Source organism: Nocardiopsis mwathae, assembly GCF_014201195.1.
In the GTDB taxonomy this organism is placed as follows: domain Bacteria; phylum Actinomycetota; class Actinomycetes; order Streptosporangiales; family Streptosporangiaceae; genus Nocardiopsis_C; species Nocardiopsis_C mwathae.
The window spans coordinates 3,599,496-3,612,356 of record NZ_JACHDS010000001.1; the positions used below are offsets into that span (position 1 = coordinate 3,599,496).

14 protein-coding genes are annotated in these 12,861 nt (G+C 71.5%); 2 read left to right on the forward strand and 12 right to left on the reverse strand.

Annotation, left to right across the window (positions count from 1 at the left end; genetic code table 11):
• Nucleotides 1-21: 21 nt before the first annotated feature.
• Nucleotides 22-543, reverse strand: a complete 522-nt coding sequence (locus HNR23_RS15445; protein ID WP_184076251.1) for a hypothetical protein — start codon at nucleotides 541-543, stop codon at nucleotides 22-24.
• Between the two features lie 399 nt (nucleotides 544-942).
• Between HNR23_RS15445 and HNR23_RS15450 the strand changes: the two genes are divergently transcribed.
• Nucleotides 943-2,172 (forward strand): MFS transporter, encoded by a 1,230-nt coding sequence (locus HNR23_RS15450; protein WP_184076252.1) that lies wholly within the window; start codon nucleotides 943-945, stop codon nucleotides 2,170-2,172.
• A 73-nt stretch (nucleotides 2,173-2,245) separates the two neighbouring features.
• Here HNR23_RS15450 and HNR23_RS15455 read toward each other — a convergent pair whose 3' ends face one another.
• The 5 genes from HNR23_RS15455 to rpsB form a co-directional block, all read right to left on the reverse strand.
• Nucleotides 2,246-3,184, reverse strand: a complete 939-nt coding sequence (locus HNR23_RS15455; RefSeq protein ID WP_394353782.1) for a phosphatidate cytidylyltransferase — start codon at nucleotides 3,182-3,184, stop codon at nucleotides 2,246-2,248.
• A gap of 5 nt (nucleotides 3,185-3,189) precedes the next feature.
• Nucleotides 3,190-3,747: a ribosome recycling factor gene (frr, locus tag HNR23_RS15460; RefSeq protein WP_184076253.1), complete on the reverse strand. Its 558-nt coding sequence runs from the start codon at nucleotides 3,745-3,747 to the stop codon at nucleotides 3,190-3,192.
• 64 nt (nucleotides 3,748-3,811) lie between these two features.
• On the reverse strand, nucleotides 3,812-4,537 hold the full coding sequence (gene pyrH / locus HNR23_RS15465) for a UMP kinase (RefSeq protein WP_184076254.1): 726 nt from the start codon (nucleotides 4,535-4,537) through the stop codon (nucleotides 3,812-3,814).
• A 175-nt stretch (nucleotides 4,538-4,712) separates the two neighbouring features.
• Nucleotides 4,713-5,549: a translation elongation factor Ts gene (gene tsf / locus HNR23_RS15470; RefSeq protein ID WP_184076255.1), complete on the reverse strand. Its 837-nt coding sequence runs from the start codon at nucleotides 5,547-5,549 to the stop codon at nucleotides 4,713-4,715.
• Between the two features lie 155 nt (nucleotides 5,550-5,704).
• Nucleotides 5,705-6,652, reverse strand: a complete 948-nt coding sequence (gene rpsB, locus HNR23_RS15475) for a 30S ribosomal protein S2 (RefSeq protein WP_184076256.1) — start codon at nucleotides 6,650-6,652, stop codon at nucleotides 5,705-5,707.
• Nucleotides 6,653-6,999: 347 nt separating this feature from the next.
• Here rpsB and HNR23_RS15480 point away from each other — a divergent pair, with 347 nt between their 5' ends.
• Nucleotides 7,000-7,686, forward strand: coding sequence for a murein hydrolase activator EnvC family protein (locus HNR23_RS15480; protein WP_184076257.1), 687 nt, complete (start codon nucleotides 7,000-7,002; stop codon nucleotides 7,684-7,686).
• On the opposite strand, the gene HNR23_RS15485 is transcribed toward HNR23_RS15480, so the two are convergent.
• From HNR23_RS15485 to HNR23_RS15510, 6 genes are all read right to left on the reverse strand, one after another.
• Nucleotides 7,649-8,608 carry a tyrosine recombinase XerC gene (locus HNR23_RS15485; RefSeq protein ID WP_184076258.1) on the reverse strand — a complete coding sequence of 320 codons (960 nt, stop codon included), beginning with the start codon at nucleotides 8,606-8,608 and terminating at the stop codon, nucleotides 7,649-7,651. The genes HNR23_RS15480 and HNR23_RS15485 overlap by 38 nt on opposite strands.
• Complete coding sequence (locus HNR23_RS15490; protein ID WP_184076259.1) at nucleotides 8,605-8,979, reverse strand: RidA family protein; 375 nt, start codon at nucleotides 8,977-8,979, stop codon at nucleotides 8,605-8,607. Before HNR23_RS15490 ends, HNR23_RS15485 begins: the two co-directional genes overlap by 4 nt.
• A gap of 99 nt (nucleotides 8,980-9,078) precedes the next feature.
• Nucleotides 9,079-10,236, reverse strand: a complete 1,158-nt coding sequence (dprA, locus tag HNR23_RS15495; protein WP_394353783.1) for a DNA-processing protein DprA — start codon at nucleotides 10,234-10,236, stop codon at nucleotides 9,079-9,081.
• Nucleotides 10,233-11,762, reverse strand: coding sequence for a YifB family Mg chelatase-like AAA ATPase (locus tag HNR23_RS15500; RefSeq protein WP_184076260.1), 1,530 nt, complete (start codon nucleotides 11,760-11,762; stop codon nucleotides 10,233-10,235). The genes dprA and HNR23_RS15500 overlap by 4 nt, the downstream gene beginning before the upstream one ends.
• Nucleotide 11,763: 1 nt before the next feature.
• Entirely contained in the window at nucleotides 11,764-12,144 is a 381-nt protein-coding gene (locus HNR23_RS15505; protein WP_184080389.1) for a YraN family protein, read from the reverse strand.
• A 284-nt stretch (nucleotides 12,145-12,428) separates the two neighbouring features.
• On the reverse strand, nucleotides 12,429-12,752 hold the full coding sequence (locus HNR23_RS15510; RefSeq protein WP_184076261.1) for a DUF2469 domain-containing protein: 324 nt from the start codon (nucleotides 12,750-12,752) through the stop codon (nucleotides 12,429-12,431).
• Nucleotides 12,753-12,861 lie beyond the last annotated feature (109 nt).

A 12,861-nucleotide genomic window follows, 5' to 3' on the forward strand; every position in this document is an offset into this window, starting at 1 on the left:
TCATCAGCAGCGCAAGTCGGGCTACGCCGCGTGCAGGATTTCGGCGAGCGTGTCCTGTGACGGATCGCCGACCAACAGCACGCGTGCCTGGATCACGTGGTCCGCTGCAGCGATCCAGCGTTCGAACGTGGCGGCGCCCTCCCCCTCCTCAGGGTGCTGTTCGAACCACGGGGCCACCTGGTCCCACCGGTACAGCGCCCACGGCGCATCGGTCACCGGGGCGGGAAAGTCCCCGGGCCCGTCCTCACCGGCGCTGAGGCGGCGAACATCCTCCTCGCTGCGCCCCACCCTCGCGGCGATGCCCTCCAACGTGACAAGATCCTCCGCTCGCAGGCCGGTGACGGTGAATCCCGCGGTTTCGGCATCACGCAGGGCCGTCACCACGGCCATCGCGAGAGTCGGTGCTTCACGCATGAAGTGGAGTAGGCAGGCATCTCCACTGGTCTCCGGCTGAGCATCATCGCATCCCGCCTCGAACAGCCGATCGTAGTCCTCATCACTCGGCAGGCGATCGAGCAGCAACGTGAAATCGTGCGTCGGCACCGTGTTCCCCGTCCTCTCAGTGCTCATGGGATGCTGCGAAGCGAATGATCATCTTGGCGTCATTCGCCGGGACCCGGGGTGTGCAGTAGACAGCGATCGTCTCCTTGCAGGCCAGACACCGAACCAGACCCCACCGATGACCGCGGTGTACCTCGTTCACCTCGAATCTACTCCTGTCCAATGAAGCGAGAGCCGCCGCAATCTCCTTCTTCGGATGCCTGCCCTTACTCACCATAGGGTGAAGGTATTGCCTACGAACCGTAACGCGAGGGACTTTCCACGGAATCTTGCGCTTGAGGACGGACGAAAATCCGTTGACGGCCGACCGCCCTCTCGCGCATGCTCTCGTGTCGTGTGTTCGACTCCCCCAGACGCGCATGACGGCATCGTAGGGGTGGCTTGACTCTCCTGCCCGATGAGCGGGTTCCCATCACGGCGCCGCTGCGGTATCGGAATTTTCGGGCGTTGGCCGCCGGGCGGACGCTCATGTACTTCGGCAACGGGGTCGCCACCGTCGCGCTCGCGTTCGCCGTGCTCGATGCGACCGGGTCGCTGATCCATCTCGGGCTGGTCGTGGGTGCCCGGTCGGTGGCCAACGTGGTGCTGCTCCTCGTCGGCGGGGTGCTCGCCGACCGGTTTCCGCGGGACCTGATCCTGCGCGGCGGGTGTGCCGTGGCCGCCGTGTCCCAGGGGCTGCTCGCGGCGAGCGTGCTGCTCGGCTTCGCCTCGCTGCCGGTGATGATCGCCCTGAGCGTGGTCAACGGGGCCGCGGCCGCCGCCAACCTGCCCGCCGCGGCGGCGCTGACGCCGCAGACCGTGCCCGCGTCCCTGCTGCGCCCCGCCAACGCACTGGTCCGCATCGGGCTGCACATGGGCATGTTCGTCGGAATGTCGACGGCCGCCGGCCTGGCCGGCCTGGTCGAGTCGGGGTGGGCGCTCGCGGTGAACGCGCTCGTGTTCGTGCTGGCCGCGCTCGGCTTCCTGCTGCTGCGGCTGCCGTCCAAGGACGGCCGCGCGGACGAGCGCTCCGATGTGCTCCGGGACCTGCGCGACGGATGGCACGAGGTCGCCTCGCGGCCCTGGGTGTGGGTCGTGGTGCTGCAGTTCATGGTGGTCAACGCGACCTGGTCGGGCACCGTCGCGGTCCTGGGCCCGGCGATCGCCGACGCGTCCTTCGGCCGCACGACCTGGGGGCTGGTGCTCGCCGCCAACAGCATCGGGATGCTCGTCGGCGGTGTGCTGGCCGCCCGCCGGCAGCCGCGGCGTGCGCTGGGCTTCGGGGTGGCGCTCGCGGCCGTCGAGGCGCTGCCGATGGCGGTGCTGGGGACGGGGGCGGGCATCCCGTTCCTGTTCACCGCCATGTTCCTGGCCGGGATGGCCGTGGAACAGTTCTGTGTGGCCTGGGAAGTCTCGATCCAGCAGAACATCCCGGCGGATCGGCTGTCCCGCGTCTACTCCTACGACGCACTGGGGTCGTTCGCCGCCATGCCGCTCGGCGAGATCGCCGTCGGCCCGATCGCGAAGGCGGTGGGGATGGAGGCGACGCTGCTCGGGATGGGGTCGCTCCTTCTTCTCGCCACCGCCGGGGCGCTGGGCAGCCGGAGTGTGCGGACGTTGCGGGTGAGGTGAGAGTGGCCCGGATATGGGACGGGGGCGGAGCGCCGTTCTGCGTTCCGCCCCCGAGGATCACGGGTTCGTCCGGTTACACCAGGAGGCTCAGGACCACCCAGGACACCGCTCCTCCGATGAGGAGGGAGTCGATGCGGTCCATCAGGCCGCCGTGGCCGGGCATGAACCGGCCCATGTCCTTGATGCCCAGGTCGCGCTTGATGAGCGACTCGATCAGGTCGCCGACGGTCGCGGCCACGACCACCGCGAGGCCGAGGACCACACCCGCCCAGACCGCGCCGTCGAGCATGAGGGAGACGGTGAGCGCACCGGCCAGCGTGCACGCCAGGACCGAGCCGGCGAAGCCCTCCCAGGTCTTGTTGGGGCTGATGTTCGGCGCCATCTTGTGCCGGCCGGTGGTGATGCCGGCGAAGTAGCCGCCGATGTCGCTGCTGATCGTCACGATGATGAAGGCGATCAGCCGTTCCTGGCCGTCGCCCGGAGTGGAGATCAGCAGCTGCCACGTGGCCAGCAGGAACGGCAGGTACAGCAGTACGAAGAGGCTTCCCGAGGCGTCCCGCACATAGCCGTCCGCGCCGTCGCGCAGCCGCCAGGACAGGGCGGCGATCGCGGTGATCGCGGTCGTGCCCACCAGCCATCCCGCGCCGCCGAAGTAGGCGGCGGGCTGCATCGCGATTCCACCCGCGAGGAGCGGGAGGAGCGCCAGGGAGACACCCTTCTCGGCGACGGCTCGGTTCAGCTCGCGCATGCCGATGAGTACGGCCGCCGAGGTGATCAGGACGAACGCCGCGGGGAACGGGTAGATGGACAGCAGGGCCAGGGCGCCGAGGCCGACTCCGCTCGCGATGGCGAGCGGGAGGTTGCGGCCGGTCCGGATCGGGCCGCCGCCGGGCTTGCGCAGCCCCTTGCGCGGCTTGCCGTCGCCCCCGCCGCCCTCGGAGTCGGCGGGCGGGCCCGATGCGGCCCGCCCGTCGTCGTCGGTGGAATCCGAACCGGGCTCAGAGTAGGACACTGACCCTAGACCTCAAGCAGTTCGGTTTCCTTGTGCTTCAGCAGCTCGTCGATCTCACCCGTGTACTTCTGGGTGGTCTCGTCCAGCTCGTCCTGCGCACGGTGTCCCTCGTCCTCACCGATCTCGCCGGCCTTGACGGCCTTGTCCAGCGCGTCCTTGGCGTGCCGGCGCACGTTGCGGATGGAGACCTTGCCATCCTCGGCCTTGCCGCGGACCACCTTGATGTACTCCTTGCGGCGCTCCTCGGACAGCTCCGGGAAGACCACGCGGATGATGTTGCCGTCGTTGGCCGGGTTCACGCCGAGGTCGCTCTCCCGGATGGCCTTCTCGATCGCGGCCAGGGCGGACTTGTCGAACGGCGAGACGACGACCATGCGCGCCTCGGGCACAGCGAACGACGCGAGCTGGTTGACGGGGGTCTGGGCGCCGTAGTAGTCCACCGTGATCTTGTTGAACGTCGCGGGGCCGGGACGGCCCGTACGGATCGCGGCGAAGTCCTCCTTGGCGACCACGACCGCCTTCTCCATCTTCTCCTCTGCTTCGAGGAGTGTCTCTTCGATCATTGCGGCTCCCGTGTGTCGCTGTGGTCCGTCGATTCGAGGTCTGCGCTGGTGGATCTGCGCTGGATCAGCTGTCGGCCGGACACACGATGGTGCCGATCTTCTCCCCGCGGACGGCGCGGACGATGTTGCCCTGCCCCATGAGGTCGAAGACGACGATCGGCAGACCGTTGTCCATGCACTGGCTCACCGCGGTCGCGTCCATGACCTTCAGTCCGCGGGTGAGCACTTCGTTGTAGTCGAGGCGGTCGAACTTCACCGCGTTGGGGTTGCGGTGCGGGTCGGAGTCGTAGACACCGTCGACCTGCGTCCCCTTGAGCACGGCGTGGGCGCCGATCTCCAGGGCACGCTGGGCGGCGGTGGTGTCGGTGGAGAAGAACGGAGCACCGAGCCCGGCGCCGAAGATGACGACGCGGCCCTTCTCCAGGTGGCGCACGGCGCGGCGCGGGATGTAGGGCTCGGCGACCTGGCTCATGTGGATGGCGGTCTGCACGCGCGTCTCCACGCCGAGACGCTCCAGGAAGTCCTGCAGCGCCAGGCAGTTGATGACGGTGCCGAGCATGCCCATGTAGTCGGCGCGCCCGCGCTCCATGCCGCCCTCGGACAGCTCCGCGCCGCGGATGTAGTTGCCGCCGCCGACGACGATGGCGACCTGCAGGCCCTCGGACGCGGCCTCCGCCACGGCCTCCGCCACGAACTGCACGACGCTGGGGTCGATGCCCAGCTCACTGCCACCGGCGAAGGCCTCCCCCGACAGCTTCAGCACCACGCGCTTCCAGCCCGTGTCGTGCATGTCCGGATCCTTCGTGCTGCTATGACCAACATTGTCCGGCACGGCGATCGGCCTCCTTCTGGTTCCCCCGAGCGGTTTACGGCGCGGGGTCCCCTCCCAGGTCCGGTCAACCCCGCCTTTATCCACCGAAGGTGCCGGGGAATCAATCCCCCGGCACCTCCATCATGTCAAAGGTCTAGGCCTGGCCGACCTTGAACCGGACGAAGCGGCGCACACTGACGCCGGCCCCGTCGACCACCTTCTGGATGGTCTGCTTGCTGTCCTTGACGAACGGCTGGCCGAGGAGGGTCGCCTCCTTGAAGAAGCCGTTGACCCGGCCCTCGATGATCTTGGGCAGGGCCTGCTCGGGCTTGCCCTCCTCGCGGGCGGTGGCCTCGGCGATGCGGCGCTCGTTCTCGACGATGTCGGCGGGGACGTCGTCCTTGCTCACGTACTTCGGAGCCAGAGCGGCGATCTGCTGGGCGAGGTCCTTGCCGATCTCGGCGTCGGCCTTGTCCAGCTCGACGAGCACGCCCATGGTCGGCGGCAGGTCCGGGTCGGACTTGTGCATGTAGCTGGCGACGTAGGCGCCCTCGTACTTGGCGAAGCGGCGCAGCTCCAGCTTCTCACCGATGACCGCGCTGGTCTCCTCGATGACCTTCTGCACGGACTTGCCGTCGGCGAGCTCGGCGGCGAGGAGCGTCTCCAAGTCGGCGAAGTCGTTGCGGGCGACGAAGTCGGCGATGTCCCCGGCGAGGCTCTTGAACTGCTCGTTCTTGGCGACGAAGTCCGTCTCGCAGTTCAGCTCGACCAGGACGGCGGCGGAGTCCCCGTCCTGCTTGAGGACGACGAGGCCGTTGGCGGCGGTGCGGTCGGCGCGCTTGCCGACGTCCTTGGCGCCCTTGACACGCAGGAACTCGACGGCCTTGTCGAAGTCGCCGTCGTGCTCCTCCAGCGCCTTCTTGCAGGCCATCATGCCGGCGCCGGTGAGGTCGCGCAGCTTCTTGACGTCGGCGGCGGTGTAGTTCGCCATAGCTGTTTCTCTGATTCCCTAGGAGATGGGTCTACGGGGTCTCGAAGGTGCCCTCCACACGCGCTCGCGCCGTGGCGCGGGGCACGTGGCGCATGGGCGGCGTGCACGGTTGCGTGTGGAGGGCGGACGCGTCTCTACCTGAGGAAGCCGGCGGCTCAGGCTTCCTTCGGGGCCTCGGCGTCGGCGGCGGGGGCCTCGTCGGCCTCAGCGGCCGGAGCCTCGTCCTTGGCCTCGGACTCGGTCGGCGCCTCGTCCTTGGCCTCAGCCGGAGCCTCGGCCGCAGCCTCGGCCGGAGCCTCAGCCGCAGCCTCGGCCTTGGCCTCTTCGCCCTTGCCCTCAAGGAGCTCCCGCTCCCACTCGGCCAGCGGCTCCTCGGCGGCGGCCTTCGACTCCTCGGCGGAGGCGCCGGAGCGAGCGAGCAGACCGTCGGCGACCGCGTCGGCGACGACGCGGGTGAGCAGGCTGACACTGCGGATAGCGTCGTCGTTACCCGGGATCGGGTAGTCGACCTCGTCCGGGTCGCAGTTGGTGTCCAGGATCGCGACGACCGGGATGTTCAGCTTGCGAGCCTCGCTGATCGCGATGTGCTCCTTCTTGGTGTCCACGATCCACACGGCGCTGGGCACGCGGGACATGTCGCGGATACCGCCGAGCGTACGCTCCAGCTTCTCCTTCTCACGGCGCAGACCGAGCAGCTCCTTCTTGGTCAGCCCGGAGCCGGCGACGTCGTCGAAGTCGATCTCCTCCAGCTCCTTGAGGCGCTGGAGCCGCTTGTGGACGGTGGAGAAGTTGGTGAGCATGCCGCCCAGCCAGCGCTGGTTGACGTAGGGCATGCCGACACGGCGGGCCTGCTCGTCGATGGCCTCCTGGGCCTGCTTCTTCGTACCGACGAAGAGGATGGTGCCGCCGTGGGCGACCGTCTCCTTGACGAACTCATAGGCGCGGTCGATGTAGGCGAGCGACTTCTGCAGGTCGATGATGTAGATGCCGTTGCGCTCGGTGAAGATGAAGCGCTTCATCTTCGGGTTCCAGCGACGGGTCTGGTGCCCGAAGTGGACGCCGCTTTCGAGCAGCTGCCGGATCGTCACGACTGTGGTGGCCATGACCTGGTCCTTCCTGGTGCGGCGGGAGGTGTCCCGCCTCGGTTGTTCCTGACGTCCCGGCCGACCCGCCGCGGCGCCCGAGGCGACGCGGACCGTGAGACCGACCCCTTCCGGGGAAAGCACGGGGACGTGCGTAGTTGGCGGCCCATGGTGAGCCACAGAAGATTCTAACCGGAGCAGCGGCCTCGCGCGCCGCTTAGCCGCCGCGGCGGAGAGATGTCAAGCACGTCGGGGAAATTCGGCCGAAGCGGATCGGGATGGTGTCGGTGACCCGGCCGCCCGCAGCCGTCCACAGGGCGCGGAATCCGGCTGGGGAGACGGCTGGCTCGGGCTCCACCCTGGAGGCCATGGAGATTCCGTGCCGCAGGCCCCGGCCGTCCACCGTCCGCCCCCGCCCGCTCCTCTCGTCGCCCCGCTCCCCTTCGCCCTGCTCGCCCCCGCGGCGTTTCCCGGCCCCGGCCGCACCACCCATCGCCTCCGCCGCGGTCGCCGTGGCCGCGGCTCTGCTGTGCGTGCTCGGCACCGCGCCGGCGCGGGCGGCGCCCACGCCGGCGGACACCGGGGGGTGGCGTTGGCCTCTCACCGGCGAGCCGGAGGTGCTCCGGTACTTCGCCCCTCCGGCGCAGCGGTGGCTGGGCGGGCACCGGGGCGTCGACCTCGCGGCGGACGAAGGGGACGAGGTCGTGGCCGCGGGCACGGGGCGGGTGGCCTTCGCCGGACGGGTGGCGGGGACGGGCGCGGTGAGCGTCGTCCACGGCGACCTGCGCACCACCTATCTGCCGGTCGAGGCCGCGGTCGAGCGCGGCACCGCGGTCCGGGCGGGTGACATGCTCGGCACCGTGGCCGACGCGCCGCGGCACTGCGCCGCCCGCTCCTGCCTGCACTGGGGGCTGCTGCGCGACCGCACCTACCTGGATCCGCTGGCGCTGCTCGGCATGGGCGAGGTCCGGCTGCTCCCGGTGACGGGCAGCGGGGTGGTGGGGCGGCAGGGGCGCGTCACGCGCGGGGGTGGGCCTGGTTGTAGGCGCGGGTGAGCCGTTCGATGGACACGTGGGTGTAGATCTGGGTGCTGCGCAGGGAGGAGTGGCCGAGGATCTCTTGGACGCTGCGCAGGTCGGCCCCGCCGTTGAGCAGGTGGGTGGCGGCGCTGTGCCGCAGGTCGTGCGGGGCGACGCCGTCACCGGCCTCGGCGCTCCGCATGCGTTCGTGTACGTCTCGGCGGGCCGTTCGGGTGCCGAGCCGACCGCCGCGCGCCCCGATGAACAGGGCGCGTCCGCTCGCGGCGTCCGCCCAGTTCGGGCGGCCTGCCTGCAGCCACCGGTCGACCGCGTCCAGTGCCGGAGTGCCGATGGGCACGACCCGGTCCTTCCCGCCTTTGCCGTGCACGAGCAGGGTGCGCCGTTCGCGGTCGACGTCGTCGAGGTCGAGGGCGCACAACTCGGCCACGCGGATGCCGGTGGCGTAGAGGACCTCGACGACGGCGGTGCGCCGCAGGCCGGTCGGGGTGTCGTCGTCCTCGGTCGGGCGCAGCGCCGCATGGGCCTGCTCCTCGTCGAGGACGGCGGGCAGCGGACGCCGGGGCGCGGGCGCGGCGAGCAGCGGACCGGGGTCGGCCTCGATCCGACCGGTGCGGTGCAGGAACGCGGTGAACCCGCGGACGGCGGCGGTGCGCCGCGCCATCGTGGACCGTGCGGCGCCCGCGCCGTGCGCGCGGGAGAGCCAGGCCCGCAGCAGGGCGATGTCGATGCCGTGGATCCCGCCGCCGACCTCGTCGAGGTGGTCCAGCAGACTACGCACATCACCCAGGTAGGCACGGACGGTGTGCGGGGAGCGCCCCGTGCTCCGCAGGTGGCGGCGGAACTCGTCGAGCAGCGCGGTGTGCCCCGGGGTCCGCCCCCCGGGGCCGCCACCCGCCGGGGCCGGGTCCTCCTCGGCGGCGGAGCGCGCCTCGCTCATCTCGACCCGCCGGAGCCGTCCGGACGCGGCAGTGACGCCACCGCGTCGATCTCCACCAGGAAGCGGGAGTCGACCAACCCCGTCACTTCCAGCAGGGTGCTCGCCGGGCGGGGCTCTTGCACGAGGAACTCGTTCAGCACCTGCCGCACGGCCTGCAGGTCGGCGATACGCCGCAGGTAGTAGTTGACCTTCACCAGATGCCGCAGGTCCGCCTGGTAGGGGGCGAGAGCCGACTCGACGTTGCGGAACACCTGCCGGGTCTGTTCCACCGCGTCCCCGGCGACACTGCCGTCCGGAGCCTGGGGCGTCTGTCCGGAGACGAAAACGAGCGGTCCATCCGCCAGAAATGCGGCGCTGTAGTTCCTCGTCATGGCGCAACAGTATCGTTCGGGGCACGCGCAGGACCGGTTTACGGACCCGACGGGACCGGAGATCCGATGCCCGTCCGCCTCTCGTCCGCGTTCCCCGTCTCACCGCCCCTGCCCTCCGCTGTCCGGGCGGGTGCGCCAGCCAGTGGGGCAGCGTTCGATGAAGCCGCCCGCCGCGAGCAGGCCGAGGCGGCCCAGGGCCGCGTCGAGACCCAGGCCGGCGGCGACGGCGACCGTGGCGGTTCCGGCGCCGACTCGGTCGGGGACCGCGTCGAGGACGCGCTGCGACTCTGCGTCCAGGCCGTCGCGGGCCAGCGCCGTGCCACGGCCGGGGCGCAGCTCCTCGCCGATGGGGCCGAGCTGTTCGGCGACGTCGGCGGCGTCGGTCACGCAGGTGGCCTGCCACTCGCGGAGCAGCCGGTGGCACCCGCCGGACAGGGCGGAGGTCACCGGGCCGGGAACGGCCATGAGCTGGCTGCACAGGTCCTGGGCGTGGCGGGCCGTGTTGAGCGCGCCGCTGCGCAGGCCCGCCTCGACCACGACGGTGCCGGGCGTCAGAGCGGCGATGATCCGGTTGCGGACCAGGAATCCGTGGCGCGTGGGCGGCGTGCCGAGCGGGTGCTCGGTGACCAGGGTGCCGCGGGCGGCGACGTCGGCGAACAGGGCCGCGTGGCCGCGCGGGTAGTCGATGTCGAGCCCGCAGGCCAGCACGGCGACGGTGGGGGCGCCGCCCGCGAGCGCTCCGCGGTGCGCCGCACCGTCGATCCCGTAGGCACCGCCGGAGACCACCGTCCACGAGCGTTCGGCGAGCCCGCAGGCCAGACCGGCCGCCACGTGCAGCCCGTAGGCGGTGGCCGCGCGGGAGCCCACGATCGCCACCGACCTCAGGCAGGCGTGGCGCAGGTCGTGGACACCGCGCAGCCACAGCGCGTAGGGGCGCCGCTCGCCCAGGCGGTCCAGCCGACCGGGCCACTCCGGGTCACCCGGGACGACCAGCCGACCGCCCAGCTCGGCGGCGGCGCAGAGCAGGGCATCGGCGTCGATGCCCGTGGCCCGCGCCCGCCAGCGCTGCGCCCGGGCGGCCTGCCGCGACCCCCGGTCCCCGTCCGGAAGCGGGAGTCGGGCCCCGTCGCGCAGGGCGGCCCAGATGTCGGCGGCGCCGTGCTCCTCGATCAGCTCGCCCATGAGCGGGTCTCCGGCGTCGGCGGCGGCGGTGAGGCAGGCGCGCGCCGCGGCGTCGTCCGTCGGCTCCCCCCTCACTGCGCCCGCCCGGACCACAGTGCGAAGGCGTAGGCGGTGTCGTCGATGCCGGGTCCGTCGCGCCCGGCGAGGTCGGCCAGGGTCCAGGCGACCCGCAGCGCCCGGTCGACGCCGCGTGCGCTGACCTCGCCGCGATCGAGGGCCGCACCGAGGAGGCGCAGCGCACCGGCCGGGACGGGGAAGCGGCGGCGCAGTTCGGCGCCGGGGATCTGGGCGTTGGTGGCCCAGGGGGTCCCGGCGAGCCGCTTGGCCGCGCGTTCGCGGGCCTGCGCCACACGGTGGGCGACGGTCGCCGACGACTCCGCGAACGCGCGGTCGGCGAGGAGTTCGGCGCGGGGCACGGGTTGCAGTTCGACCTTGAGGTCGACGCGGTCGAGCAGGGGGCCGGACAGCCGCGCCAGGTAGCGGCGGCGCTGGGACGACGGGCACACGCAGGCGGATCCTCCCCTGCCGCAGGGGCACGGGTTGGCGGCGAGGACGAGCAGGAAGCGGGCGGGGAAGAGCGCGGTCGCCGCCACCCGGGAGACGGTCACCTCCCCGCTCTCCAGGGGTTGGCGCAGCGAGTCCAGGACGTTGCGGTCGAACTCCGGGGCCTCGTCGAGGAAGAGGCACCCCCGGTGTGCCAGGGAGACGCAGCCGGGGCGGAGGCGCGTGCTTCCGCCGCCGACCATGGCGGCCCGGGTCGCGGTGTGGTGGGGGGCGCAGAACGGCGGCCGCTCGACCAGCGACCCTCCGTCGATGAGTTGTCCCGCGACCGAGTGGACGGCGGTGACCTCGATCGCCTCCTCCTGGGTGAGGGGCGGCAGGATCGTCGGCAGACGCTCGGCCAGCAGGCTCTTGCCGGTACCGGGTGGGCCGACGAGCAGCAGGTGATGGCCGCCGGCGGCGGCGATCTCGACCGCGCGCCGGGCCACGGGCTGGCCGAGGACGTCCGCGAGGTCCACCCGGCGGGCGGGGCGGGGTTCCGGGCGTATCGGCTCGGCCTCGTCGTCGAACAGTGGAGGTTCGAGGGGATGCCCGCGCAGCCGTGCGAAGAGTTCGATCAGTGAGCCGGTGGCATCGACCTCGGCGTCCGGCACCAGCCGGGCCTCTGCGGCGTTGCCCCGGGCGACCACGAAGGTCGGGTGTCCGGCGCGGACACCGGACAGCACCGCGGGCAGCACGCCGGTGACCGGGCGCGTCCTGCCGTCGAGGCCGAGTTCGGCGAGGAAGACGGTGTTGTGCACGCTTTCGACCGGGATGGCGCCGTCTGCCGCGATGACGGCGGCGGCGATGGCGAGGTCGAATCCGCTGCCGCGCTTGGGCAGGCTGGCGGGCGACAGGCTGACCGTGATGTGGCCCTCCGGCCAGCGCTCCCCCGAGTTGACGATGGCCGCCCGGATGCGGTCGCGGGCTTCGCGCAGGGCGGTGTCGGGCAACCCGACCAGTGTGAGGCCCGCGGGGCCGTCCCCGATGTGCGCCTCGACCTCGACGGTGTGGCCCTCGACCCCGATCAGCGCCAGGGACCGGGCGCGTGCCAGGCCCATCTCAGGCCACCGCCCGGTGGTGGCCGATGTAGGTGCGGCCGTCGGTGTGGACCAGGACCGCGATGACGTCCACCCGCACGCGCGAGGCGGGGACCGTGTTGTCCGCCGCCCACCGCCGGGCCAGGGTGCGCAACCGCTCGCGCTTGGTGTGGCCGACCGCCTCCAGCGGCGACCCGAACCGCACACTGGCCCGGGTCTTGACCTCCACGACGACGAGGGTGCGACCACAGCGGGCGACGATGTCGATCTCACCCTCACGACACCGCCAGTTGCGCGCCAGCACGCGTATCCCCCGGCGTTCCAGATAGGCGGCGGCGAGCTCCTCCCCGCGCCGCCCGAGCGTCCTCCGGTGCCGGGCCCATCCCCCGACGTCGACCGCCATGGCGATCACCTCCACGCCCCAGGGTGCGGCGCTGCGCACCACCGATGCGAGGACGATCCGCCGGCTGTGGACAACCCTTCGAGAAAGACGAATCGCATGGCCGGCGTTGCCGGTCATGCGATCGCCGGTGGCCTGGGGCCGTCCGCCGCGGAGGCGTCGGGCGGCCGGCGCCGGTAGCGGGAGCTCCCTTCGGGATTCCCCCGAGGGCGTGGTCGGCGGATGCTTTCCGGTGAGCGAGCGCCGTTCCGGTGGCCGCGAGCCGAGAACGATCCGCCGACCACGCCCTAGACCGAGTGGCCCGCCCCGGGGACTTCGAGGTCGGACTTGGTGATCTCCTCGACGTTGACGTCCTTGAACGTCACCACGCGCACGTTGCGGACGAACCTGGCCGGGCGGTACATGTCCCAGACCCAGGCGTCCTCCATGGTGACCTCGAAGTACATCTCGCCGTTCTCCGTGCTGCGCGGCCGCAGGTCGACGTGGTTGGTCAGGTAGAACCGGCGCTCGGTCTCCACCACGTACCCGAAGAGACCGACGACGTCCCGGTACTCGCGATAGAGCTGCAGCTCCATCTCCGCCTCGTACTTCTCCAGGTCCTCAGAACTCATTTCGCGCTCGCTTTCGTCGTGCACTCCCGGTTCGGTTCTCCGGCCCCCTTCGACCCGATCGCTGTACACGTGTCCGTGGCACCGTTCCGCCGCTGAGTACCGGCGGGCC

Coding starts and splice junctions, on each gene's coding strand:
- HNR23_RS15485 (WP_184076258.1), bottom strand. CDS start 8,608: ATGAGCGAGGCGCGCTCCGCCGCCGAGGAGGACCCGGCCCCGGCGGGT.
- pyrH (WP_184076254.1), bottom strand. CDS start 4,537: ATGCACGACACGGGCTGGAAGCGCGTGGTGCTGAAGCTGTCGGGGGAG.
- frr (WP_184076253.1), bottom strand. CDS start 3,747: ATGATCGAAGAGACACTCCTCGAAGCAGAGGAGAAGATGGAGAAGGCG.
- HNR23_RS15480 (WP_184076257.1), top strand. CDS start 7,000: ATGGAGATTCCGTGCCGCAGGCCCCGGCCGTCCACCGTCCGCCCCCGC.
- HNR23_RS15490 (WP_184076259.1), bottom strand. CDS start 8,979: ATGACGAGGAACTACAGCGCCGCATTTCTGGCGGATGGACCGCTCGTT.
- tsf (WP_184076255.1), bottom strand. CDS start 5,549: ATGGCGAACTACACCGCCGCCGACGTCAAGAAGCTGCGCGACCTCACC.
- rpsB (WP_184076256.1), bottom strand. CDS start 6,652: ATGGCCACCACAGTCGTGACGATCCGGCAGCTGCTCGAAAGCGGCGTC.
- HNR23_RS15505 (WP_184080389.1), bottom strand. CDS start 12,144: ATGGCGGTCGACGTCGGGGGATGGGCCCGGCACCGGAGGACGCTCGGG.
- HNR23_RS15500 (WP_184076260.1), bottom strand. CDS start 11,762: ATGGGCCTGGCACGCGCCCGGTCCCTGGCGCTGATCGGGGTCGAGGGC.
- HNR23_RS15510 (WP_184076261.1), bottom strand. CDS start 12,752: ATGAGTTCTGAGGACCTGGAGAAGTACGAGGCGGAGATGGAGCTGCAG.